The organism is Candidatus Eremiobacteraceae bacterium (genome assembly GCA_036511855.1).
In the GTDB taxonomy this organism is placed as follows: Bacteria; Vulcanimicrobiota; Vulcanimicrobiia; order Eremiobacterales; family Eremiobacteraceae; genus JABCYQ01.
Genome location: DATCBN010000061.1, coordinates 1 through 20,873, shown reverse-complemented (window position 1 = coordinate 20,873; position 20,873 = coordinate 1). Strand labels below are relative to the sequence as shown.

23 protein-coding genes are annotated in these 20,873 nt (G+C 61.5%); 9 read left to right on the top strand and 14 right to left on the bottom strand.

The features are described from left to right. Both VII69_08415 and selD read right to left on the bottom strand, forming a co-directional pair. The coding region (locus VII69_08415) for a hypothetical protein (GenBank protein HEY5095121.1) at positions 1 to 1,013 on the bottom strand (1,013 nt) is incomplete at its 3' end. A gap of 54 nt (positions 1,014 to 1,067) precedes the next feature. Next, positions 1,068 to 2,111: a selenide, water dikinase SelD gene (gene selD / locus VII69_08410; protein HEY5095120.1), complete on the bottom strand. Its 1,044-nt coding sequence runs from the start codon at positions 2,109 to 2,111 to the stop codon at positions 1,068 to 1,070. Positions 2,112 to 2,369: 258 nt separating this feature from the next. Here selD and VII69_08405 point away from each other — a divergent pair, with 258 nt between their 5' ends. After that, positions 2,370 to 3,719, top strand: coding sequence for a hypothetical protein (locus VII69_08405; GenBank protein HEY5095119.1), 1,350 nt, complete (start codon positions 2,370 to 2,372; stop codon positions 3,717 to 3,719). A gap of 88 nt (positions 3,720 to 3,807) precedes the next feature. Here the strand turns inward: VII69_08405 and VII69_08400 are convergent, their stop codons facing one another. The 8 genes from VII69_08400 to infC all read right to left on the bottom strand — a co-directional run bounded on the left by VII69_08400 (position 3,808) and on the right by infC (position 10,256). Further along, positions 3,808 to 4,338 (bottom strand): CvpA family protein, encoded by a 531-nt coding sequence (locus tag VII69_08400; protein ID HEY5095118.1) that lies wholly within the window; start codon positions 4,336 to 4,338, stop codon positions 3,808 to 3,810. A 5-nt stretch (positions 4,339 to 4,343) separates the two neighbouring features. Then, on the bottom strand, positions 4,344 to 6,797 hold the full coding sequence (gene pheT, locus VII69_08395; protein HEY5095117.1) for a phenylalanine--tRNA ligase subunit beta: 2,454 nt from the start codon (positions 6,795 to 6,797) through the stop codon (positions 4,344 to 4,346). 49 nt (positions 6,798 to 6,846) lie between these two features. After that, positions 6,847 to 7,869 carry a phenylalanine--tRNA ligase subunit alpha gene (gene pheS / locus VII69_08390; protein HEY5095116.1) on the bottom strand — a complete coding sequence of 341 codons (1,023 nt, stop codon included), beginning with the start codon at positions 7,867 to 7,869 and terminating at the stop codon, positions 6,847 to 6,849. A gap of 98 nt (positions 7,870 to 7,967) precedes the next feature. Beyond that, positions 7,968 to 8,066, bottom strand: coding sequence for a YqzL family protein (locus tag VII69_08385; GenBank protein ID HEY5095115.1), 99 nt, complete (start codon positions 8,064 to 8,066; stop codon positions 7,968 to 7,970). 78 nt (positions 8,067 to 8,144) lie between these two features. Further along, positions 8,145 to 9,002 (bottom strand): RNA methyltransferase, encoded by an 858-nt coding sequence (locus VII69_08380; protein HEY5095114.1) that lies wholly within the window; start codon positions 9,000 to 9,002, stop codon positions 8,145 to 8,147. 3 nt (positions 9,003 to 9,005) lie between these two features. Continuing rightward, the gene (gene rplT, locus VII69_08375; protein ID HEY5095113.1) at positions 9,006 to 9,380 is read right to left on the bottom strand and encodes a 50S ribosomal protein L20; all 375 of its coding nucleotides are present in this window, start codon (positions 9,378 to 9,380) and stop codon (positions 9,006 to 9,008) included. 46 nt (positions 9,381 to 9,426) lie between these two features. After that, positions 9,427 to 9,639 (bottom strand): 50S ribosomal protein L35, encoded by a 213-nt coding sequence (rpmI, locus tag VII69_08370; GenBank protein ID HEY5095112.1) that lies wholly within the window; start codon positions 9,637 to 9,639, stop codon positions 9,427 to 9,429. Positions 9,640 to 9,647: 8 nt separating this feature from the next. After that, positions 9,648 to 10,256: a translation initiation factor IF-3 gene (infC, locus tag VII69_08365; protein HEY5095111.1), complete on the bottom strand. Its 609-nt coding sequence runs from the start codon at positions 10,254 to 10,256 to the stop codon at positions 9,648 to 9,650. A gap of 424 nt (positions 10,257 to 10,680) precedes the next feature. Here infC and VII69_08360 point away from each other — a divergent pair, with 424 nt between their 5' ends. Both VII69_08360 and VII69_08355 read left to right on the top strand, forming a co-directional pair. Further along, a complete protein-coding gene (locus VII69_08360) occupies positions 10,681 to 11,631 on the top strand; it encodes a kelch repeat-containing protein (protein HEY5095110.1) in 951 nt (316 codons plus the stop codon). Positions 11,632 to 11,688: 57 nt separating this feature from the next. Beyond that, on the top strand, positions 11,689 to 12,684 hold the full coding sequence (locus VII69_08355) for a kelch repeat-containing protein (GenBank protein ID HEY5095109.1): 996 nt from the start codon (positions 11,689 to 11,691) through the stop codon (positions 12,682 to 12,684). Positions 12,685 to 12,709: 25 nt separating this feature from the next. Here VII69_08355 and VII69_08350 read toward each other — a convergent pair whose 3' ends face one another. Then, positions 12,710 to 13,048, bottom strand: coding sequence for a helix-turn-helix domain-containing protein (locus VII69_08350; protein HEY5095108.1), 339 nt, complete (start codon positions 13,046 to 13,048; stop codon positions 12,710 to 12,712). Between the two features lie 81 nt (positions 13,049 to 13,129). Here VII69_08350 and VII69_08345 point away from each other — a divergent pair, with 81 nt between their 5' ends. Both VII69_08345 and VII69_08340 read left to right on the top strand, forming a co-directional pair. Further along, the gene (locus VII69_08345) at positions 13,130 to 13,477 is read left to right on the top strand and encodes an NIPSNAP family protein (protein ID HEY5095107.1); all 348 of its coding nucleotides are present in this window, start codon (positions 13,130 to 13,132) and stop codon (positions 13,475 to 13,477) included. Between the two features lie 7 nt (positions 13,478 to 13,484). After that, complete coding sequence (locus tag VII69_08340) at positions 13,485 to 14,030, top strand: hypothetical protein (protein ID HEY5095106.1); 546 nt, start codon at positions 13,485 to 13,487, stop codon at positions 14,028 to 14,030. A gap of 79 nt (positions 14,031 to 14,109) precedes the next feature. On the opposite strand, the gene VII69_08335 is transcribed toward VII69_08340, so the two are convergent. Then, positions 14,110 to 15,075: a plastocyanin/azurin family copper-binding protein gene (locus VII69_08335; protein ID HEY5095105.1), complete on the bottom strand. Its 966-nt coding sequence runs from the start codon at positions 15,073 to 15,075 to the stop codon at positions 14,110 to 14,112. A gap of 95 nt (positions 15,076 to 15,170) precedes the next feature. Here VII69_08335 and VII69_08330 point away from each other — a divergent pair, with 95 nt between their 5' ends. After that, a complete protein-coding gene (locus tag VII69_08330) occupies positions 15,171 to 15,767 on the top strand; it encodes a TetR family transcriptional regulator (GenBank protein ID HEY5095104.1) in 597 nt (198 codons plus the stop codon). Between the two features lie 26 nt (positions 15,768 to 15,793). Here VII69_08330 and VII69_08325 read toward each other — a convergent pair whose 3' ends face one another. Continuing rightward, the gene (locus tag VII69_08325) at positions 15,794 to 16,372 is read right to left on the bottom strand and encodes a hypothetical protein (GenBank protein ID HEY5095103.1); all 579 of its coding nucleotides are present in this window, start codon (positions 16,370 to 16,372) and stop codon (positions 15,794 to 15,796) included. Positions 16,373 to 16,545: 173 nt separating this feature from the next. Between VII69_08325 and VII69_08320 the strand changes: the two genes are divergently transcribed. Continuing rightward, the gene (locus tag VII69_08320) at positions 16,546 to 17,724 is read left to right on the top strand and encodes an inner membrane CreD family protein (protein ID HEY5095102.1); all 1,179 of its coding nucleotides are present in this window, start codon (positions 16,546 to 16,548) and stop codon (positions 17,722 to 17,724) included. 127 nt (positions 17,725 to 17,851) lie between these two features. Then, positions 17,852 to 18,448, top strand: a complete 597-nt coding sequence (locus VII69_08315) for a hypothetical protein (GenBank protein HEY5095101.1) — start codon at positions 17,852 to 17,854, stop codon at positions 18,446 to 18,448. 212 nt (positions 18,449 to 18,660) lie between these two features. Here VII69_08315 and VII69_08310 read toward each other — a convergent pair whose 3' ends face one another. Then, positions 18,661 to 20,094 (bottom strand): rhodanese-like domain-containing protein, encoded by a 1,434-nt coding sequence (locus VII69_08310; GenBank protein HEY5095100.1) that lies wholly within the window; start codon positions 20,092 to 20,094, stop codon positions 18,661 to 18,663. A 156-nt stretch (positions 20,095 to 20,250) separates the two neighbouring features. On the opposite strand from VII69_08310, the gene VII69_08305 reads away from it, so the two are divergent. Further along, positions 20,251 to 20,873: methylmalonyl-CoA mutase family protein (locus tag VII69_08305; protein HEY5095099.1), on the top strand; the 623-nt coding region annotated here is incomplete at its 3' end.

The window sequence follows — 20,873 nt, the reverse complement described above, 5'->3', positions numbered from 1 at the left end:
TTCAACGCGGCGGCGAGATCGGGCTTTTCGGCGGTGTAGGCGTCGTATCGCGAGCGCCAACCGCTTTCGAGTTCGGCGCCGCGATCCACAGCTTTGCGCATGTGCGCCACTACTTCGTCCGGCACCAAGAACTGCGCATCTTCGGGCCAGCCATAAAACTTTTTGGTCAGTTTGATCTCGTCGGCGCCTAAAGGCGAACCGTGCGCGTCGGCCGAGTCTTGCTTGTGCGGCGAACCGTAACCGATGTGGCTGCGCATGCGAATGAGCGAAGGTCTCGGATCTTTCTCCGCCGCGGTGAATGCGGCATCGATGGCGTCGAGATCGTTGGCGTCTTCTAAGCCTTGCGTGTGCCAGCCGTAGGCGTCAAAACGTTTGCAGACATCTTCGTTGTCAAAAGCGAGCGACGTATTGCCTTCGATCGTGATGTGGTTGTCATCGTACAGGCAGATGAGTTTTCCCAAATGCAAGTGGCCTGCAAGCGATGCCGCTTCAGACGCGACGCCTTCCATCAAGTCGCCGTCGCTGCAGATCGCGTAGGTGAAGTGGTCGATGATCCGCGCGCCGCCCGCGTTGTATTGCGCGGCCAATCGCGCCTCGGCGATCGCGAAGCCCACCGCATTGCCAACGCCTTGCCCGAGCGGGCCTGTGGTGGCCTCAACACCTGCAGTATGATGATATTCGGGATGCCCCGGCGTCTTGGAGCCCCACTGGCGGAACTGCTTGATATCGTCGAGACTCAGGTCGTAGCCGGTGAGGAACAGCATTGAGTACTGCAGGATGCACGCGTGCCCCGCACTCAAAATGAAGCGGTCGCGATTGATCCACTGTGGATTCTTTGGGTTATAGCGGAGGTGCTTCGTCCATAAGACGTACGCGGCCGGCGCGAGCGCCATGGCGGTGCCGGGATGGCCGGAATTGGCTTTCTGGACGGCGTCCATCGAAAGCGTCCGGACCGTGTTGATGCAGAGTTGGTCTAGAGCGGTGGACGATTCGACGGCGGTTGGCGATTTCACAAGCAGCAGCCCCTCGTAATCTTTGTAGGAGGGCAAGCATCGCTTGCCCATTTTTCACAATACGTGGATGGTCGATCCCGTCACGATGCGCCCGACCACCGCGGCCGCAGACACGCCGCGCGCGCGCATCGCATTCATCAGCGATAGTACCCGCGTTTCGGGCACCGCTATCAACAATCCGCCGGAAGTCTGCGCATCCGCTAGTACGAATCGCATCGCCGGTTGGATGTGATCGGCGAAGGTCGTGCCGGCAGCGATCGCGGTTTCCAGGTTCGTTCGCGAGCCGCCCGGAGCGTGTTCGAAAGCGAGCTCGACGACGCGGTCGAACACGGGCACGGAGAACGCCTCGATCTGCGCGCCGACGCCGCCCGCCACGCACATCTCGCGCAAATGACCGAGCAAACTGAATCCGGTCACGTCGGTGGCGGCGTTGACGCCCACCTCGAGCATCGCTTCGGAAGCGGCTTTATTCAGCGTGGTCATCGAGGCCACGGCAGGCGACAGGTCGCGGTCGTCGATCTCGTCGCGCCTGCGTGCCGTCGTCAAGATTCCGGTGCCCAGAGGCTTCGTGAGCACGAGGGCGTCTCCGGGGCGCGCTCCAGCGTTGCGCACGATGCGGTCTGGGTGGATCACGCCCGTCACCGACAGACCGTACTTCGGCTCGGGATCTTTTACGGTATGCCCGCCGATGACCGAGATGCCGGCCTCCCGCGCCTTCGCTGCGCCGCCGCGCAAGATGTCGGCCAATACCGTAGTAGGGAGGCCCGTTTCAGGAAAGGTCGCGATGGCGATCGCCGCCACGGGTCGCGCACCCATCGCGTAGATGTCCGACAGGGCGTTGGTCGCCGAGATCGCCCCGAACGTGAACGGATCGTCGACGATTGGCGTGAAGAAGTCGACCGTCAGAACTAATGCCAGCTCGTCTGAAAGTTGGTAGACGCCGGCGTCGTCGGCCGTCTCGTTGCCGACGAGCACGCGAGGATCGTCGAAAGCAGGCAAGCTGCCGAGAACCCACGCGAGAACGCCGGAGTCCATTTTCGACGCGCAGCCGGCGCAGGCGACGAGATGGGTCAGGCGGGGGATAACGTCTTGGGCCATGGGCTACTCCCTAAGCTAGACCTGTAGGAGGGCAAGCTTCGCTTGCCCATTGGGTGAGCGAAGCTCACCCTAGTACGGGTTGCTCGCCCGCGGGTTGCTCACCACGGCTTGGGGTACTACGCGACACCGGGCCGATTCCCCGCGCTGTGGGACGGTGTGGCTTTCGAACGTGCGGCCGATAACTACAATGATGGAAGGGCGGTCACCGCCGTGGCCCGTGTCGGCCGTGGGCGAAGCGCCGCGAGAGGTTGTGTGACGGTGAGTAGATTCACAGGCATTCGTTCATTCATCTACCGGATATTGGCCGTAACGGCCGTGGTAGCAGTCGCCGGGGTCGCCGCGACGCCCATGGCGCCCCCGGCCCGCGGCGATTCGCCGCTCCGGGTGGCAGTCTACGGATTTCAGAATTCAGCGAGCGCGCCGGCGGCCACCGTCAACGCCATGGGCGTGGCGCTCTATCAAGCGATCTCGACAAGCGGGAAATTCACCGCCGCCGGCGGTGGTGTGCTGCCGCTGAAGCTCGACGTGAGCGGCAGCAGCTTCGGGCCTGCGCTTGCAGCAGCATCCAAAGTCGGCGCCGATGACGTCGTCGTCGGGGATATCGTCCAGTTGGGCGGCGGCACCATATCGTATAGTTTAAACATGTATCGGGTGGTCGATGTCGCGCTCGTCCGGTCGCAAGTCTTCACGCAAAACTACCCCGCGTCCGATGCGCACTCCATGAGCGCGGCATTCGCATCAAACGTCGCGACGCTGGAAGCGCCGCGCACCGCGATGGGCACCATCTACTCGACGTACAACGGCGAGCTCGACGCCGATCTCGGCCTCGCCGAAGGCTTCAAGCTAGGCCAACGATTCAACGTTTTGCGCTTAGGTCAAAAAGTCGCCGAAGCCGATATCACGAAAATAACCGATAGTTACGCAGTCGTCAGCATCACAAACTCTCAGCCGGGCTTCAAGGCGCAGATGGGCGATCGGCTCGTCGGTATCGATCCGCAACCTCCGGTCTTCTCGCCGCACGAGAACACCTCGGGATTCAGCGCGCTGTACGCGCTCTTGGGGCTCGGAGCAGCACTTGTCGCTATAGGACAACACGGTCAGGCGGCCGCGCTTGTTCCGCAGCCGATCGCGAGCGGCGGAGGTTCGGGTTCGTTCACGGCGACGGGTCTTGGTGTTCTTGGCACAGAGCAGCAACAGCCGATCACATTCACGTTTACGTTCAGCCAGCCGTTCGATGCGGCGACCTTCGACCCGGCTAATAACCTCGCGCTTGCCTTTTGCAACGTGACGTCGCAAGGCGGCACCGAGCTGCACTTGAGCTTCTTGGGCACTTCCACGTATCTCCCATCGATCAACGCGGCCACATCGCTCGAGATCGTGTCCGACGGCATTCTCACCCAGACCGATCACGTCACGTTCACGTTCCTCGACGGCTCAACCAACAATTGGGTCGATCTCGTCGGCGACGTATTCACCGGCACAACATTCTCAGCGTTCAGCATCGCTCACAGACCCTTGGCGAAGTCGCATCGCATTGCACCGCGCCCGATTCCGCCCGTCGTCCCCGCCGTGCCGGGGAAGCCGATACCGAGACCCACGCACCAATAACGTACTAGGGCAAGCATCGCTTGCCCAAAAAATGGATGAGCGTTGCTCACCCTAGTACGGGTTGCTCGCCCTACTACGTGTATTTACCTTACAACCGGTGGCGTTTCATCACCACGTGCCAAACGGGCCGCGCGAGCTTTGGCAACGCGGCATCGATCGCGGCGGTGACCGGCGCGTCGAACGATTCGATGTAGGTGGCGCTCGGCGAATTTTTCAACGCCGTTCGCACGTCGTTATCCATTGGGAAAAAAAGTGCGACGAACAGGATGGCCCACAACAGGACCGACGCTTTTAGGCATGCCGCGAGCCCACCGCCGATGCCGCTCGCCACATTGATGACCGGCAGCTTCGTGATCCGCTCCAGCAGCCAGCCCGCGGCCCGTATCGCGACGAAGACGGCCAAAAAGACCGCCCAAAATGCCGCTACCCGCGCGACCGACGGGGAGAGCGCCCACTGCGTCGCGATCCAATCGGCCGTCGGATTCGCAAACGCAGAGGCAGCGATCCACGCGAGAATGACTGCGGCTAGCCCCGCCAACTCTCGGACCAGCCCGTTGCGATAGCCGCCCCAAAACGCGGCTGCCAGCGTCAGGATGACGAGCGCGTCGACCCAGTTCACGGCCGTCAGGCCGGACCGCGAAGGTCGGCCTGGAACCGCTCGCGCAACCCGGCGACGATCTTCTCGATGGCGGCGTCGGCCTCGACATCGGTGATCGTGGCATCGGGTTTGCGAAGCGCGATCGAGAGCGCGACGCTTTTCTTGCCGGCGCCGACTTGCGCGCCGCGATACTCGTCGAACGCCGCAACGCGTTCGAGCAAGCCGAGGCCATCGGCGGTCGCGGCATCGGCAAGCTCGCGCGCTGTCACTTTCTCGTCCACCACCACCGCGATGTCGCGAGTGGTGCCGGGGAATTTCGGTAGCGGCACGTACTTCACAATGGGCCGGCGCTGCGGAATGTTTTCGAGGTAGAGCAAGAAGGCGTACGTCGCACTCGGCAAATCGTACGCGCGCGCCAACTGCGGATGGATGCGGCCAAATTTCGCAAGCGTGCGGCCGTCCGCGATGAGATTCGCGGCCGCGCCGGCATGGAAGTATCCGCGCGCTCCCGGTTCGGTGGTCACCTGCAGGTCGCACAGCGAAGCGATCGCGCGCTCCGCTTCGCCTTTCACTTCGAGAAGGCGGCGGTCGACCGGGTTTGCGTCGGCTGCGGCATCGGACGGGAACATCGCGAGCCCGCACAGCGACGGCCATTCGAGCACGCCGTTCTCATCGTATGCGCCGGCATCGGGCGAGCCGGAATTCGTGTCGCTCCCAAGCGGCCGAAAGACGTGGCCCACTTCGAACAGCCGAACCGGACCGGTGGCGCGCTCCCAATTTCTCGTGGCGACGGTGAGCAAACCGGGCAGCAGGCTTGGACGCAAGAAGCGCTGATCTTCGGAAAGCGGATTTGTGATGGTGGCAAGCTCTGGCCAGAACGGCAACCCGGATCGCTCCCACGCGGCCACCACTTTCGAACCTTGCAGCGCGATGGTCACGGCCTCGCGATAGCCGAGCGCGACAAGCGTCTGCGCGAGCACGCTCTCTTGGCGGTATTGCCCTTCGTCCACATCCTGCGGCGTGGCCGCGATGCGGCGCTCCTCGATGTCGTCATAGCCGATGGCGCGCGCGACTTCTTCGACGATGTCGACTTCCTCAGCGACGTCGTTGCGCCAATATGGGACCGCGACGCGCAGTGGATCGTCGCCCGCTGCCGCAAGTCCGATCGGCGCGAGAGCGGCGCGCATGCGCGCGACATCGTACGACGTGCCGAGCAGCCCGTTGATCCGCGCGGGCCGGGCGGTTACGACGCGCGCCGCGCCGGGCGACTCGCCGGCTTCAACTACCGCCGAAGCCGTTGCGCCAGCCGCCGTCAGAAATTGCGCAGCGCGCCGGCGCCCCAACTCGACGAGTTCGAGCGGCAAATTCTTTTCGTGACGCGACGCGCCTTCGGTGCGCAAGCCCAAAGCGATCGCCGCACGCCGTACGGGCGCGCCGACGAAATTCGGCGATTCGAGGAAGACGTCGGTGGTGGTGTCGGTCACAGCCGCGCGCGCGCCGCCGAAGATGCCAGCAATGCCGACGAGTCCCTCGCCATCGGCGATCACCGGAACGCCGGCCGCGAGCGTGCGCTCCACGCCGTCGAGCGTGACCACTTTTTCGCCCGCCGTCGAAGCGCGCGCCACGATGCGGCCGCCGCGCAACGCCGTGGCATCGTAGAAATGCAGCGGCTGGCCGGTCTCCAACTGCACGTAGTTCGAGACGTCGACCAAAAAGCCGAGGCTGCGCACCCGCGACGCCTGCAGGCGCAGGGCCATCCAAAACGGTGTGCGGCCCGAACGGGCGCCCGTGAACCGCTGACCCTCGAGCCGGCGGCAGATGGCCTTGTCGCCGATCTCCACGCCGATCCCCGGAGCAGCGGTGCCGGCGAACGTCTCAAGTTCCAACGCGCGAAACGGCGCGCCCAGGCCGGCCCCAGCTTCACGCGCGAGCCCGAGAACCGACAGACAATCGGGCCGGTTGCTGGGCACGTCGACGTCAAGCACGGCGTCGCCGAATCGGACCGAATGCCAAAAATCTTCGCCGACAACCGCATCGGTATCGAGGATCACGATGCCGTCGTCGTACTCGCCGGGCAAGGCGAGCTCCGAAGCCGAGCACATCATGCCGACCGATTCCATGCCGCGCAGCGTGGACTTCGCGATGGGGTTCATCTTGCGCGAGCCGTCGGGTGCGAGCTCCCGAGCAAACACTACCGCGCCGACTAACGCGATCGGGATCTTATCGCCCACCGCAACGTTCGTGGCGCCGGTGACGATCTGCAGCTTCGAACCGCCGACGTCGACCGTGCTGACTTGCAGACGGTCGGCATTTGGATGACGCGCCAACGAATCGATGAGCCCGACGACGATCTTCGCGGGCATAGGCTGCGGCGTGACGGAGTCCACCGTGAACCCACGTGCGGTGAGCGCCGCGGCGATGGCCTCGGGGGTTGCGTCGCCGTCCACAAAATCGCGAAGCCACGAAACGGAGAGCTGCATCCTACTCCCTACATAAACGCATAGCAATCAGGCCGAAACCGGCCGCAGACTAGTCGAACTGCTGCAAAAAACCCGGGTCGTTTTCGAAGAACAGCCGGACGTCGTGGATATTGTGGCGCAGCATGGCGATGCGGTCGGTGCCCAGGCCGAACGCCCAGCCCGAATAGACTTCCGGGTCGTAGCCGGCGCCCTTGAGGACGTTGGGATGCACCATGCCGCTGCCGCCCATCTCCAGCCAGCCCGAACCTTTGCACGTCTGGCAGCCGGCGCCGTCGCAGACGCCACAAGAGACGTCGACTTCCGCCGAAGGCTCGGTGAACTGGAAGTACGACGGCCGGAACCGCGTGCGCCGCCTGGCGCCGAAGAGATGCCGGCACAGGTCGGCTGCAAAGCCCTTCAGATGCGCGAACGTGATGCCCCGGTCCACGTGCAAGCCTTCGATCTGGTGGAACATGAACGAGTGGCTGGCATCGAGCGCGTCGCGGCGGTAGACGCGTCCGGGCGCGAGCACGGCCACCGGCGGCGGATACTTCAGCATGGTGCGCACTTGCATGGACGATGTGTGTGGCCGCAACAGCGAGCCGCTGGGGAGATAGAACGTGTCCATGTTGTCGCGCGCCGGATGGTCGGCCGGGATGTTGACCGCTTCAAACGCGTGATATTCGCTCTCGACTTCCGGGCCGAGGACTACGGCAAAGCCGCGGCTGCGGAAGAAGTCGATGACGTCTTCGAGCGTGCGGCGAAGAACGTGGCGGCTGCCGGTGCGAGGCGCGGCGCCCGGAAACGTGGTGTCGTACTGTCGCGAGAGATCGATCTGCAGCGCGGCGCCTTCGATGCGCGCTTGCGCGGCCCCGAGCGCTTCTTCGAGCGCGCGTTTGGCTTCGTTCGCCCGCCGGCCGAACTCGGCACGCTCGGCGGCTGGGATCTTCGCCAGCCCGGCCATGACGCGCGAGAGGGCGCCGCCCTTGCGACCGAGGATCTCGGTGCGGAGCGCTTCTAGGTCGGCCGCGGTGGCGACGGCGGCCGCCCGCTCGCGGACGGTTCGAACGAGTTCGTCGAGTTGATCGCTCACGAACTATCCTCGTTGTGGAGTAATAAAACCGGCCGCATTGCTGCGGCCAGAAGTGTAGAAGTATTTTTGCGGCCGACCCGACGCCGACCGAACTCTATCTAGTGCGAAGCCTGCGGTGCCATGTGCTTGTACAGCAGATAGGCTTGTACGGAACCGGTGGTCTTGAAAAATGTCCAGAAGAACGTTTGAGAAAGCATCGTTTATGTCGACCTCCTCATTAGCTCCAAGTCCGCTTGAATACGAGTATAGCATATGAGCGCGGGACGTTCAAGGCCTCACGGGGCTTGACTTTTTTCGGTATCGCGTTCTCGCATTATGAGGCCCAAGACCCCAGTGGATCGGCTGATTTCATAGAGGACGATGCTACCAGCGACACCCGCATTAAGCGATTCGGCTTGTGCCGATTGGGGAATTCCGACGCTTCGTTCGATGTCGGCCGCGTTTATATCGCGCAAGCCGTGCCGCTCGTGACCTATGACAATCGCGACGCGCGCGCCGCACGTGACCTGGCGCACATCGGCGGAACCCGCGGCTGCCGCTACGATTGAGACCTTCGCATCACGTGCCGCCGCGGCGAATTCCGGCCATGAACCGTATGTGAATAATGCGACGCGGAAAAGCGCGCCGGCACTTGCCCGCACGAGTTTGTCGTTGTACGGCTCGACCGCATTGGGGCCGAAGCAGACCGCGCTTGCCCCAAATGCTTCGGCGGAGCGGACGAGCGTGCCGGCGTTGCCCGGATCCGCCAGGTCGTGGAGGACCAACATAAGAGCTGGTTCTTCTTCGCGCGAGATCGTTGAAAGTTCGGCGATCGGCCGTTCGAGGAAGCCGGCCACTGCCACGATTCCTTGCGGCGTGCTCGTGTGCGTCAGCGCGGCGAGGGTGCGCGCGTCGACCTCATAGACGTCTATTTCCTTAGAAGCCGCCCGCTCCGCGAGCGCTTGAACCGGCTCGGGGGCATGATCGCGGGTGAAGAAAAGATGACGAAACTGCGCGCCGGCATCGAGCGCGGCGCCGACGGCGTTGGGCCCTTCAATGAGAAAGCACCGCTCAGTACGGCGATGCTTTTTCTGTTGCAGAGCCTTGGCCGCGCGGACGAGCGGGTGATGGAAGCCCGCGACGCCGATGGCCAACGATTACGCCCCCGCGACGACCTTGGGCACGTGCTTCTTGGCCAGCGCCAGCAGCTTGGAAAACGCGCCGGCATCGTTGATGGCGAGATCGGCCAGCACTTTGCGGTTGATGTTGACGCCTTCTTTTTTGAGACCGCTCACGAGCCTGCTGTAGGTGAGGCCCTCTTGACGTGCCGCGGCGTTGATGCGCGTGATCCACAGCGAGCGGAAATCGCGCTTGCGGACGCGCCGGTCGCGAAATGCGTAGATCAGCGAGTGCAGCAGCGCCTCGTTGGCGGCCTTATAATTGCGGCCGCGAGCGCCGCGAAAGCCCTTGACGGCCTTTAGTACTTTGCGCCGCTTCTTCAGCGACATCATTCCACGTTTGACGCGTGACATGGTGTGTCAACTCCTCGTTATAAATAAATGCGGTCTGGGCGGGATGTTACTTCCCGCCCGCATATGGCAGCAAGCGCTTCAAACGCGGCGTATCCGTTTTATCTACGACGAGCTGCTTGCGGAATTTGCGGATGCGCTTGGGCGATTTCTTGGTGAGGATGTGGCTGCATCCCGAGAACTGCGCCTCGCGTATAAATTTGCCGGTGCCGGTTACTTTGACTCGTTTTGCGGCACCCTTGTGGGTCTTCAACTTCGGCATGACGATCCTTAACTTTCAGTCGGTTCGCCCGCGGGCTCGGCGTGCGGCGCCTCGGCTCCGGGCTGGTGTTGTTTGGCCGCGTGAGCGGCTTGCGCAGCGGCGACCACTTCTTGTCGCGGTGACAGGATCATGAACATGTTGCGCCCTTCCAACCGGGCTTCACGTTCGACGATCGCGACTTTGTTCGAGTCGGTCGCAACCCGTTCGAGAAGCCGTCTGCCGTGCTGGGCATATGTGACTTCGCGTCCGCGGAACATGATCGTGACCTTGACTTTATCGCCGCCCATGATGAGCCGCTCGGCGGTGCGGAACTTCACCTGGTAATCGTGCTCCTCGATCTTCGGCCGGAGCTTGACTTCCTTGAGCTCCATGCTGTGCGACTTCTTGCGCGTCTCCTTATCTTTTTTCGCCTGTTCGTATTTCAGCCGGCCGTAGTCGGATAGGCGACAGACGGGCGGCACGGCCGTGGGCGACACTTCGATGAGGTCGACTCCCCGTTCGCGGGCAAGCATCAGGGCATCGCGGGTGGTCATGATGCCGAGTTGGGCGCCGTCGTCCGCGATGACGCGGACTTGGGGAATGCGGATTTGTTCGTTGACGCGGAGCGGGCGACTAATTGGATGTCACCGCTTGGGTTGGACTTGAGATTTTTTGAATCTGCGATTTCTCCTGAGAATGTGTGTCCGCTGCCGCAGCCGGCAGAAAAACAAAAGAGCCTGCTCGCGCAAGCTACCCGTTGAAGACGATTGGTTCGTTGACAAATCCAGTGGTTGCTGGCTGTCGCCTTCGTCTTTCGAACCGGCCTGGCTGCCCTGTTAGGGGCGCCGCCCGGTGCGAAGGGTACTGCCCAAGAAGTATACCAATCGAGGTGGTTCGGGTCAAGTTGGGACTGCATCCGCGCATCATGATACGGGACATCGCCGTTTGGGGCCTGTAACTCGTCAACCGCGGGATGGGTTCGCAACTATCCAGAAGCCTTGGCCCCCTTCAATCACCCTGGAGAGTCATTTTATGTTTCGACAATCATCCGTCGTTTACACGATGCTTTTATCCGCGTTATTTGCCGCTGCATCCGGCTGCTCGAGTGCATCTAGCCCGAATTTGGTCAATCGATCTGGTGCGGAAAGCACACAAAAGGCTTCACCACTGGCCGGTAGCTGGACCACCAAGGCGTCGATGCCAACGGCGCGCTCCTGGCTAGGCGCGGGCGCTATTAACGGCATACTCTATGCCGTAGGTGGTCAAGACCCCGGCGGTCAGTCTTTGAACACAGTCGAGGCGTACGATCCCGCATCGGATACTTGGTCCACCAAGGCTTCTTTGCCGACACCTCTTCAAGGACTTGCTGTCGGCGTTATTAACAACATTCTGTATGCTGTGGGTGGCAACAGCCCGAACACACTATTCGTGAATACGGTTGAGGCGTACGATCCCGCGACTAATTCTTGGACCACCAAGGCACCGATGCCGACGAACCGAGGCTACCTGGCCGTGGGCATCGCCAACGGCATACTATACGCGGTCGGCGGCGAGAATAACAACGGCTGGTTAAACACGGTTGAGGCCTACGATCCTTCCACGGATTCCTGGTCCACCAAGGCCCCGATGCCAACACATCGCTATGGGCTGGCGGTGGCGGTTGTCGATGGCACACTTTATGCTGTGGGCGGCTCTTACTCATTGACAACCGTCGAGGCTTACAATCCTGCGACGAACACTTGGACCACTAAAACCCCGATGCATCGGAAGCGGTGCTGTCTAGCTGCGAGCGTTCTCGGTTCTAAATTGTATGCAATTGGTGGTATTAATAGCGCGAACGGTAGGCGTGACGTTGAGGTTTACAATTCTGCAACGAATGTCTGGACTACTACTGTCGCGATGCCGACCACCCGCTGGGCGCTAGCTTCTCGCGTCGTCGGGCACACCATCTACGCGGTAGGCGGCGCGAATTCCGGCGGACAGTTAAATACACTTGAAGCGTTCACACCGTGATTGACGCGAAAGTTTCGCGTTGCGACGGATTAGATCGGAGCCTTGAGGGGGCAAATTATGTCTAGACGATTTGGCATCGCGTACAAGATGACTCTTTGCGCGTTAATCGCCGCCGCATCCGGATGTTCGGGCGCCACGACCTCGGCTTTAGTCCCTCATTCCGGCGCGGCCGGCATTCGCCAGATGCCGCAATCTACCGGAACTTGGACGACCAGGGCGCCCATGCCAACGGGGCGCTTAGGTCTTGCTGTTGGCGTCGTCAACGGAATTCTCTATGCGGTCGTCGGTTTCGACGATCCAACCGAATTGAATACTTTGGAGGCCTACAACCCTTCGACGGATACATGGACCACGAAGGCACCCATGCCGACAGCGCGCCAATCATTGGCCGCTGGCGTCGTGAACGGTATACTCTACGCCGTCGGAGGCTTCAACGGTGGTCCGTTGAGTGCCGTTGAGGCATACGATCCAGCGACGGACACTTGGACCACAAAGGCACCGATGCCAACGCGACGTTATAGCTTGGCCGTCGGCGTGATTGGGGGAAAACTCTACGCGATCGGAGGCAAGAGAACCAAACATAGCGTCTTGAACACGGTTGAGGCTTACGATCCTTCGACGAATACCTGGACTACCAAAGCATCGATGCCGAAAGCGCGCGAATATATCGCTGCAAGCGTCATCGGCCGTGTCCTCTACGCGGTCGGCGGCGTAGAAAACGGCGTTCCGCACGATTCGCTGCAGGCCTTCGACCCTTTGACGAATTCGTGGACCGCTAAGGCAGATCTGCCGACCCGACGTGCTGCTCTTGCAACGGGAGTCGTCAACGGTAAACTTTTCGCGGTAGGCGGTACGGAAGATGGCCCACCTTCCAACGTGAACGAGGGATACAATTCTTTTTCAAATACCTGGGTGACCAAGACACCCATGACAACAGCCCGCGTGTATCTTGCGGCGGGAGTCGTCAACGGCGTCCTCTATGCCGTCGGCGGTAATAATGACGGACGGGGCCGAGTCGGATTGAGTACGGTTGAGGCTTTTGACCCCCGATAAATAGCCTCGGTGTGGCCTGCCGCGCCTAGCTGTCGAAATGCTCGATGTGGCCTCGCCCCCAGCGGCGGACGTTCTCGACGAGCGGCCGCATCGAGCGCCCGTACTCGGTCAAGGAATAGCGGACCGGCGCGGGTGCCGGCCCCGTTTGTCGTCGGCGGACGATATCATCGGCGATCAACTCGCGAAGCTGCTCGGTCAGTACCTTCTGAGAAATAGCGGGCATGAGCTTGCGCAACGCCGCGAAATGCCGAGTCGATTCCGCAAGCCAATAGATTATGATAAGCTTCCACTTGCCGCCCATCGCGGCGAGCGCCGCAGTGAGCGGACAATCGCTGACGGGATTCTGCCGGCGCGCCGTAGCCATAGTTACTTTCACGTACCTTCTGGTGAAGCGGACGCCCGTCGGCTACGATTGCATGAACGGTTGCGCCGAAGCGAGGGCATCATGATTGTCGAAGTTCGCACGTATAAGATAAAGGAGGGCCAGCGCGAGCGGTTCCTCGATTTCTTCGAAAACAAAGCCGTCCCCGCCCAGCGGCGGAAGGGCATGAGCATACTCGGTCCGCTCGTCGATCTCGAGAATCCGGACGTGTTCATCTGGTTGCGCGCATTCCCTTCGCTCGAGGAGCGCGACCGGATGATAAGCGCGTTTTACGACGGTGAGGAGTGGAAGGCCGAGATGGAATCGATCGCGATGCCGATGCTCGCCGAGTACAGCGTCGCGCTCACGCGCATGTCGCCCCGGTTTGTCGACGATCTTTACGCGAACGACAACTCGTCAGTCGAGAAGTGAGGCGACAATGGCTATCGCACGCAAATATTTTCTCGCGATTCTCGTCCTGTGCGGCTTAGTATTCGCTGCGCAGCCGGTTGCGGCGTCGGAACGCGATGGGCAACACGATTTCGACTTCGAGTTCGGCAGTTGGAAAGCAGATCTGTCGCGCCTGCAACACCCGCTAACCGGCTCCACGACTTGGATAAAATATCACGGCACTTCCGTGGTGCGCAAGATTTGGAACGGCCGTGGCAACCTGGGGGAACTCGAGGTCGATGGTCCGGCGGGTCATGTGGAAGGCCTGACCCTTCGTCTCTACAACCCCCAATCGCATCGGTGGAACATCAGTTGGGCGAGCAGCAACGACGGTACCCTGGGCCAACCGATGAGCGGCGGGTTCAACGATGGGCGCGGTGAATTCTTCGATCAGGAACCATACAATGGCCGCGCGATCTTTGTCCGATTCGTATTTTCGGACATCAAACCAAAATCGTTCCGGTTCGAACAAGCCTTCTCCGATGATGGCGGCAAGAGCTGGGAAGTGAACTGGATCGCGACGTTCACTCGCTGAACGGCGTTGCGAATACTATACGCGGGAAAGGCCCTGCTTTGCAGCCGGGCCTTTACTGAGGGTGAGTCTTGTGCCGTGCTTATTGCACAGTGACCGTGCCGATCATGCCGGTTGGACCGTCATGAAACAAGCAGTAGTACTTGTACGTGCCCGCTTTGGTGAATGTAAGGCTGTAGTTCGCAGCAGGCGACATGACGCCGGAGTTTGTCAGCACGGTGCCATCGTACGTCGGTCCGCCGGACGGCGGCATATCGGGCGGACCGGCCGGCGGCTGTTGACCTTCGATCGGAAATGTCACCGTGTGCGGCACGTCATTTGATTCGTTTGTCCACGTGAGGGTCGTGCCGACGGCGATCGTGATATCTCCGTTGGTCGTCGTGTCGTCGAGAAAGCGCAACACCGTGGACTGAGACGGTTTCGCGCCGGGTAACCCGGGTGCTATGCCCGCGGCCAGATGCGTTCCGCCGGGCGCGAACGGAAATAGTTGGAGCGATGCGATGCCGGCTTGCAAATCGTCGGTGAGATCGGCAAGCGCCCCGGCCGCGTACTGCGCCGCATTCTCCGGCAGCGGCGATGTGGCGGGCAGGACTATGATCGCGCCGGTCATCTCCGGCGGATGAACCATGCAGTAATACGCATAGCTTCCGGGAGCCGTGAACTTCACTGAATACGTCTTGCCGTTCATGAGAAAGCCGGAACTGATGTACGCGCTGTTGTCAAAAACATTGCCACCGACGGGCGCTTGGTTCGGCGGTCCGGGCGGCGGCGATTGGCCGGCTTGCGGAATCGCGATCATATGCGGGATGGTCGTCGGATTGGTCCACGTCACGGTGTCGCCGGCATGGATCGTGATTGAATGCGGATAGTAGTCGAGGGCTTGGATAGCCTCCAATTGATCTGAACCGCCCGTTGCGATGCTCCACGCCTGCTGCCGCAGCTCGGGCCGATTGGCGCTGGTCGAAGCGGCGCAGCCGGCGACGAGCGAGAGGGACAGAGCGACGATAACGGCGCGCGTTGAGGCCGATGCGAAACTGGTTGACTCCATAACTTCCTCCCAAGAGCGGTGACGCCGCTCGACTTTGGATCCTTTATGAGACTCATGTATCATAAAGGTGATACTCGTGATACTAGAGTATCATCGTGATATTGTCAATACCGTACGATCAAACTGGGCGATCCAATCAGAAGTCTCGCACTCGTCGAGCCTTGTTGGATGCGGCACGCGAACTTTTGTCTCGCGGGATCACGCCGTCGGTGGAACAGGCCGCGGCGGCCGCTGCCGTCTCGCGCCCGACCGCCTACCGCTACTTCCAGAACCAACGCGAACTCTTGTCGGCGGCGCACCCCGAACTCGCGATGCGATCGCTGCTGCCGGACTCGCCCCCAAGCGACCCGATCCAACGCCTGGATCTGACATCTCAGGCGCTCGTGCGATTACTCTTGCAGCACGAAGTCGCGCTTCGCGCGATGTTGCGCATTTCGCTGGAAGACGAACGAGACGAAAAAAATCCGTTGGCCCTGCGCACCGGCCGGCGTATCGAGTGGGTGCAAGACGCGCTTGCCCCACTGAAAACCGTGCTCCCGCGGAAGCGATTCCGCACGCTCGTCTTGGCTATCGCGGCCACGCTCGGCATCGAGCAGCTCGTGTGGCTTGTCGACATCGCCGGCGTCAAACGCGAAGAGGCAGCTCAGCTCATGCGCGCGTCGGCGCGCGATCTGCTCCACGCAGCGCTATGAAAAATATTGCGTCAGCATGACATGGGTTAGGCATTGTTGGCCGCCGGTGGCTTAGGCGTATCGGCCTTAAGCCAGACGTCGCCGCCGGGCGCGTGCGGAAATCCGCTCGGATAGTCGCCGGCGGGAAATCGATCCAGCCACGACTGAGCTCGCACAGCGAGATACTCGAAATTCGCGAATAGTGCCGGTCGGGCGCGGCGGAGTATCATGATGACGGGCTGCAAGATGTGCCAATTCAAGATGATATTCTGGAATTGCGGCCGCACGAAGAGCTCCTCATCGATGAGACCGGCGCGCACATATGAGCCGACCTGTTCGTAGAGATCGCATAAATGAAGTTCGGGATGCTCGCGCCGGTCCACCGGCATTGTGGCCAGCCCAGCGCGGAAATTTGGGTCTTCCATTTTCACGGCAAGGTCATGCCGGATGTAGTCTATCAGCTCGTGCACATGCGATTGCTGAAACAAGTCCAAAACCGAAAGAAGCCCAGCGAGTTGGTTGTTCCGTTGTAAGTGGCGCAGTTGTATGATCGCCGCGACCGCCGTCGCGGTGATGACGACAAACGTTCCAACCGTTCCGATCGCGTTCCAGAGCTCAAGCGACATACAAATCAGACCCCCGATATCGTATCGCGTGCCGGAGATTTCGGTTTCTCATAGGCTTTGTCGGGGGCCTGTCGATCCGAAACGGCGTCCTGTTTGCTTTGGGCCTTGCGTCGGGCTTTAGCTTTGTGGTACAAAGTAAGAAACAAAGTAGCTTTGTGGGGCAAAGTAACCTGATGACCAAGCGCATCATCGCGATTTTCTTCATCCTTGCCGGGGCCACGATCGCCTGGTCGATTCTCGGCGGCACGCTGCTCGTCCGCACGCAGGCGTCGGACAGCGCGCAAACCGCGCAAGTCGGCACAATGTGGGGACCGGTGCAAAGCCAGTGCGCTCCCGAGTTCACCTATCTGGTGAAAGGGGCTACCCGACCGCTTCCGCTCGATTCGAGCCGCATCGCGGTCAATCTGGATCTCGAGCCGCGCCGCAAAGGCTTGCTGTGGTACGACACCTATCGGGTGGGCTACGCCGGTGCATACCGGATCACCAATCCCGGTCGCTCGAAACATCTGACGTTCAACTTGACGCTGCCGGCTGATGGGGCCGTCTATGACGACTTGAGCGTGACGGTCGACGGCCGCCGAGTTGCCAGTTCGACGCTCGGCAGCGTGGTATCGACGACGTTTCTCGTGCCGAAGGGCCGCACGAGCGAAGTGACGGTCTCGTTCAATTCACAAGGCGTCAGCAGCTGGTCGTATCAATTCGGCTCGGGCACGAATGCGGTCCGTAACTTCGCGCTCGTGATGCATATCAATTTCCGGATGATCGACTTCCCAGCCGAGACGCTCGCGCCGACCGCGGAGCGCCAAACCCCCGACGGTTGGGCGCTCAACTGGAATTACCGAAACCTGGTGTCGGGCTACGGCATCGGAATGGTGATGCCCGAGCCGTTGCAACCGGGTCCGCTGGCGCAGCGCATCACGTTTTGGGCGCCGCTGTCGTTGCTATTCTATTTCTTCGTGCTGTTCATCCTCACCACGATCCGCCGCATCGACCTCCATCCCATGAATTACTTCTTCTTGGCGGCGGCGTTCTTCTCTTTCCATCTGTTGTTCGCGTACACGGTCGACCGCATCTCCATCGGGATCGCGTTCCTCATCTGCTCGATCGTCTCCATGTTCTTGACGGTGACCTACTTGCGTGTTGTCGTGGGGCTGCGGTTCGCGGCGGTCGAAGCCGCGCTCGCCCAGTTCTTCTACTTGATACTGTTCTCGCTGGCCCTGTTCAACGAAGGCTTCAGCGGTTTGGCGATCACGATCGGCTCGATTCTCACGCTCTTCGTCACCATGCAATTGACGGCGCGCATCGATTGGAGCGCGGTCGACGCGGGCAAACCAAAAGCGCGGGAGGCTTAGGCGCACCCTAGCGCGCGATTAGTGCCGTGGCACTAGACAGGCGTGCGAAAAAGCGAGGGAGCTCCGCGCGCGACCAAAGAACTAAGGCCCAATCATATCCGCCGTTCCTCACGTATGGAGATTTACTATGAAGTTTTCAATTGCTGCAACTGCCATCGTTGTGTCGGCGATGGTTTCGGGTGTCGGCACGGGGCAGGCGCCCGTATCCGCTCAGGTATTGTCCAATCCCGCACCCGACTTCAATCCTGCCGCTGCCGCCGCATACTGCATCCAAGTCGGGGGCAAAGTCGAGACGCGCACCGCGTGGTACGGCACAAATGGAAGCAACCCGCTGCGACTGGCCGGCGAGCGCAGTTTCTGCCGCTTCACGTTGAAGTCCGATAAATCGCGCATACACTTGCTTCTAGATACCTTGTACACGCAACAACCAACTCTCGCGACGCTTGCGTACTATGCCGAAGTGCAGCCCGGTAGTTGCCAAGGCAATCCGGCATCGTGCTATTGCACGCTGCTCGGTGGCTCCGATCAGTTTGGCGGAACGACCGGCGCGGGCGGAGGATGGGTCGACCCGAATTCAGTCGATCAGACGCTTGAGGCTTGCATCTTCCCGGACTTGTCGTCGATCGATTCGTGGGGCCTAACCTATCACAGTCAGAACATTATTCGAGGCATCGATCTGTCGAAGGTCTTGCGATACAAGAATCCGTTCAACAAAAGACGGTAGACGGTAGACGCTTCGACAAAACGAGAAGATGTCGAACTCTCAGCATTGCAGACCGCGGTCAGCGGCTCCGCAATGCTGAGCTGCTTTTTGGGCGTCCGCCTCTGCGGCCGTTTTCGCGGACGGCGCGAGCCTTGGCGGCGCTGCGGACTGCGCCGCGAAATACAAACGCTGCTGCTCGCCAGCCCATACTGGCTAGCGCTTAGCGCGGCGCGTCACGTCGTCGGCGCCGGCTCTTTGCCGCTCTCGAGCGGATAGCCGTGCTGCTGCCACTCGTGCACGCCGCCGATCATGCATCGCACGTTGTCGAATCCGTGGGCGGCGAGCGCACTCGCGGCCACGCTCGCACGCGCGCCGGTCTCGCAATGCACCACGACGGTTCGGTCGCGCGGCACGGCGTCCATCATGAGCATGACGCGGCCGGCCGAAAGTTGTGTAGCGCCGGGAATGTGTTCGAGGCGAAATTCACCGGCGTTACGCACATCGAGTATCGACGCGTCGCCGGCTCGCCAAAGCTCGCATGCTTGATCCACGGTCACCCGGGCAAGCTTCACGTTCGACAATCCCGGCGCGTCGCGAGAAATCCATCCGATCACATCGTCGAGTCCGACACGGACGAGCCGTCGCACCAGATCGTCGACGCGCGCCGCCTTGGCAACGAGAATGATGGCCGCGTCGGGCCGGGTGACCCAAGCGCTCCAGGTGGAAAAGCGGTCGCCATCGGGCACGTTGACGGCGCCGGCAACGTGCGACTCGGCGAACTCGTCGATTGGGCGCGTGTCGATCACCGTCGCACCGTTGGCGACCGCGGCGCGCAATGCCGCAGCGTTCATTTCGACCGGCTCGGGCAGATGGAGCAAGATCGGCACGCCGTCGCGATTCATGTGCTTCATGCGCGCGAAATATGTGGGCGCGTCGGGTTGGCCATCGAGCAATTCGCGCACGAAACCGTCTTCGTCGTTGTTGCGCAAGTACCGCGACCACCACGAGACGCGGCGCTCGTAGCCGACGGTGGTGCTGGGTACCGCGCCAAGCGCTTTCCCGCACGCAGAACCCGCACCGTGGCCGGGCCACACTTGCACGAAATCGGGCAGCGTCAGAAATTTCTCGCGCAAGCTGTGGTACATCGCGCGCGCGCCGGCATCTGCGGATCCCACGATGCCCGCCGCCTGCTCTAAAAGATCCGGTCTCCCGACATCGCCGACGAAAACAAAATCGCCGCTGAGCATGAGCATCGGCTCGATGGACTCGGCGCCGTCGTACACCAAAAACGATAGGTGCTCGGGCGTGTGGCCGGGAGTGTGCAACGTTTGGATGCGCACGCCGCCCATCTGCATCAGAAAACCGTCGCGGATGATCCGGTTTTTTATGCCGTCGAGTCCGCCGTATTCCCAGCCCGGACCGCCGCATCCCGAAAGGTACAACGTCGCGTCCGTGGCTACAGCTAACTCGCGGGCGCCCGAGAGATAGTCGGCATGGATGTGCGTTTCCGTGACCGCGACGATGCGCAGGCCTTCGCGCTCGGCAAGATCGAGATAGGTGCGGATGTCGCGGCGCGGATCTACGACGAATGCTTCGCCGCTCTCAGGACACCCGACCACATACGAGGCTTGCGCCAAGCCCTCTTCGTAAATCTCACGAAACAACATCGACCGTCTCCGATAAGCGTGCGGCCGGATGACCGGCGGCCATCGCCGTCCGGGCGTTGCCTTCGCGACAACCGCAGGCCAGTCCGCGCTTCGGCGCGAAAATCGTCCCGGCAATAGGGTAGGCCATTGCCGACCCGTTCTAGAGGAAGCATATTCGTGGCAAAGACCGTGGACGGCAAGTCTCCCGCCGGGCAGACGGAGACCGCGTCGAAGGCGGTTTGGCGAGCTCAGTTCGAGACGGGCAAGAAGCTCCCAGGCGCAAACGACCGGACGATTTCCAACTACCCGCTCAAGCCGATGTACGGGCCCGAAGATCTGGCCGGCATCGACTACGATCGCGACTTGAGCTATCCGGGCCAATATCCGTACACGCGGGGCTTGCACCCGACCGGCTATCGCGGCCGGCTGTGGACCATGCGCCAGTTCGCGGGCTTCGGCACCGCTAAGCAGACCAACGAACGCTATAAGTTCTTGCTCGCGCAGGGCCAGACCGGACTCTCTGTGGCGTTCGACATGCCGGCGCTGATGGGCTACGATTCCGATCACCCGCGCGCGCTGGGCGAAGTCGGCAAATGCGGCGTCGCCATCGCCACGCTGCAAGACATGACCGATCTGTTCGAAGGCATCGACCTCGGCAAGATCACCACGTCGATGACCATCAACTGCACCGCGCCGGTCGCGCTCGCCATGTACATCGCCGCGGCTGAAGCGAGCGGCGTTCCGCAAGAGAAGCTCGGCGGCACGCTGCAAGCCGACATGCTCAAAGAGTACATCGCGCA

Excerpts from the sequence above, each read along its gene's own strand:
- selD (HEY5095120.1), bottom strand. The coding sequence starts at position 2,111 with ATGGCCCAAGACGTTATCCCCCGCCTGACCCATCTCGTCGCCTGCGCC.
- pheT (HEY5095117.1), bottom strand. The coding sequence starts at position 6,797 with ATGCAGCTCTCCGTTTCGTGGCTTCGCGATTTTGTGGACGGCGACGCA.
- VII69_08385 (HEY5095115.1), bottom strand. The coding sequence starts at position 8,066 with ATGCTTTCTCAAACGTTCTTCTGGACATTTTTCAAGACCACCGGTTCC.
- rplT (HEY5095113.1), bottom strand. The coding sequence starts at position 9,380 with ATGTCACGCGTCAAACGTGGAATGATGTCGCTGAAGAAGCGGCGCAAA.
- rpmI (HEY5095112.1), bottom strand. The coding sequence starts at position 9,639 with ATGCCGAAGTTGAAGACCCACAAGGGTGCCGCAAAACGAGTCAAAGTA.
- VII69_08360 (HEY5095110.1), top strand. The coding sequence starts at position 10,681 with ATGCTTTTATCCGCGTTATTTGCCGCTGCATCCGGCTGCTCGAGTGCA.
- VII69_08355 (HEY5095109.1), top strand. The coding sequence starts at position 11,689 with ATGTCTAGACGATTTGGCATCGCGTACAAGATGACTCTTTGCGCGTTA.
- VII69_08350 (HEY5095108.1), bottom strand. The coding sequence starts at position 13,048 with ATGGCTACGGCGCGCCGGCAGAATCCCGTCAGCGATTGTCCGCTCACT.
- VII69_08345 (HEY5095107.1), top strand. The coding sequence starts at position 13,130 with ATGATTGTCGAAGTTCGCACGTATAAGATAAAGGAGGGCCAGCGCGAG.
- VII69_08340 (HEY5095106.1), top strand. The coding sequence starts at position 13,485 with ATGGCTATCGCACGCAAATATTTTCTCGCGATTCTCGTCCTGTGCGGC.
- VII69_08335 (HEY5095105.1), bottom strand. The coding sequence starts at position 15,075 with ATGGAGTCAACCAGTTTCGCATCGGCCTCAACGCGCGCCGTTATCGTC.
- VII69_08325 (HEY5095103.1), bottom strand. The coding sequence starts at position 16,372 with ATGTCGCTTGAGCTCTGGAACGCGATCGGAACGGTTGGAACGTTTGTC.
- VII69_08320 (HEY5095102.1), top strand. The coding sequence starts at position 16,546 with ATGACCAAGCGCATCATCGCGATTTTCTTCATCCTTGCCGGGGCCACG.
- VII69_08315 (HEY5095101.1), top strand. The coding sequence starts at position 17,852 with ATGAAGTTTTCAATTGCTGCAACTGCCATCGTTGTGTCGGCGATGGTT.
- VII69_08310 (HEY5095100.1), bottom strand. The coding sequence starts at position 20,094 with ATGTTGTTTCGTGAGATTTACGAAGAGGGCTTGGCGCAAGCCTCGTAT.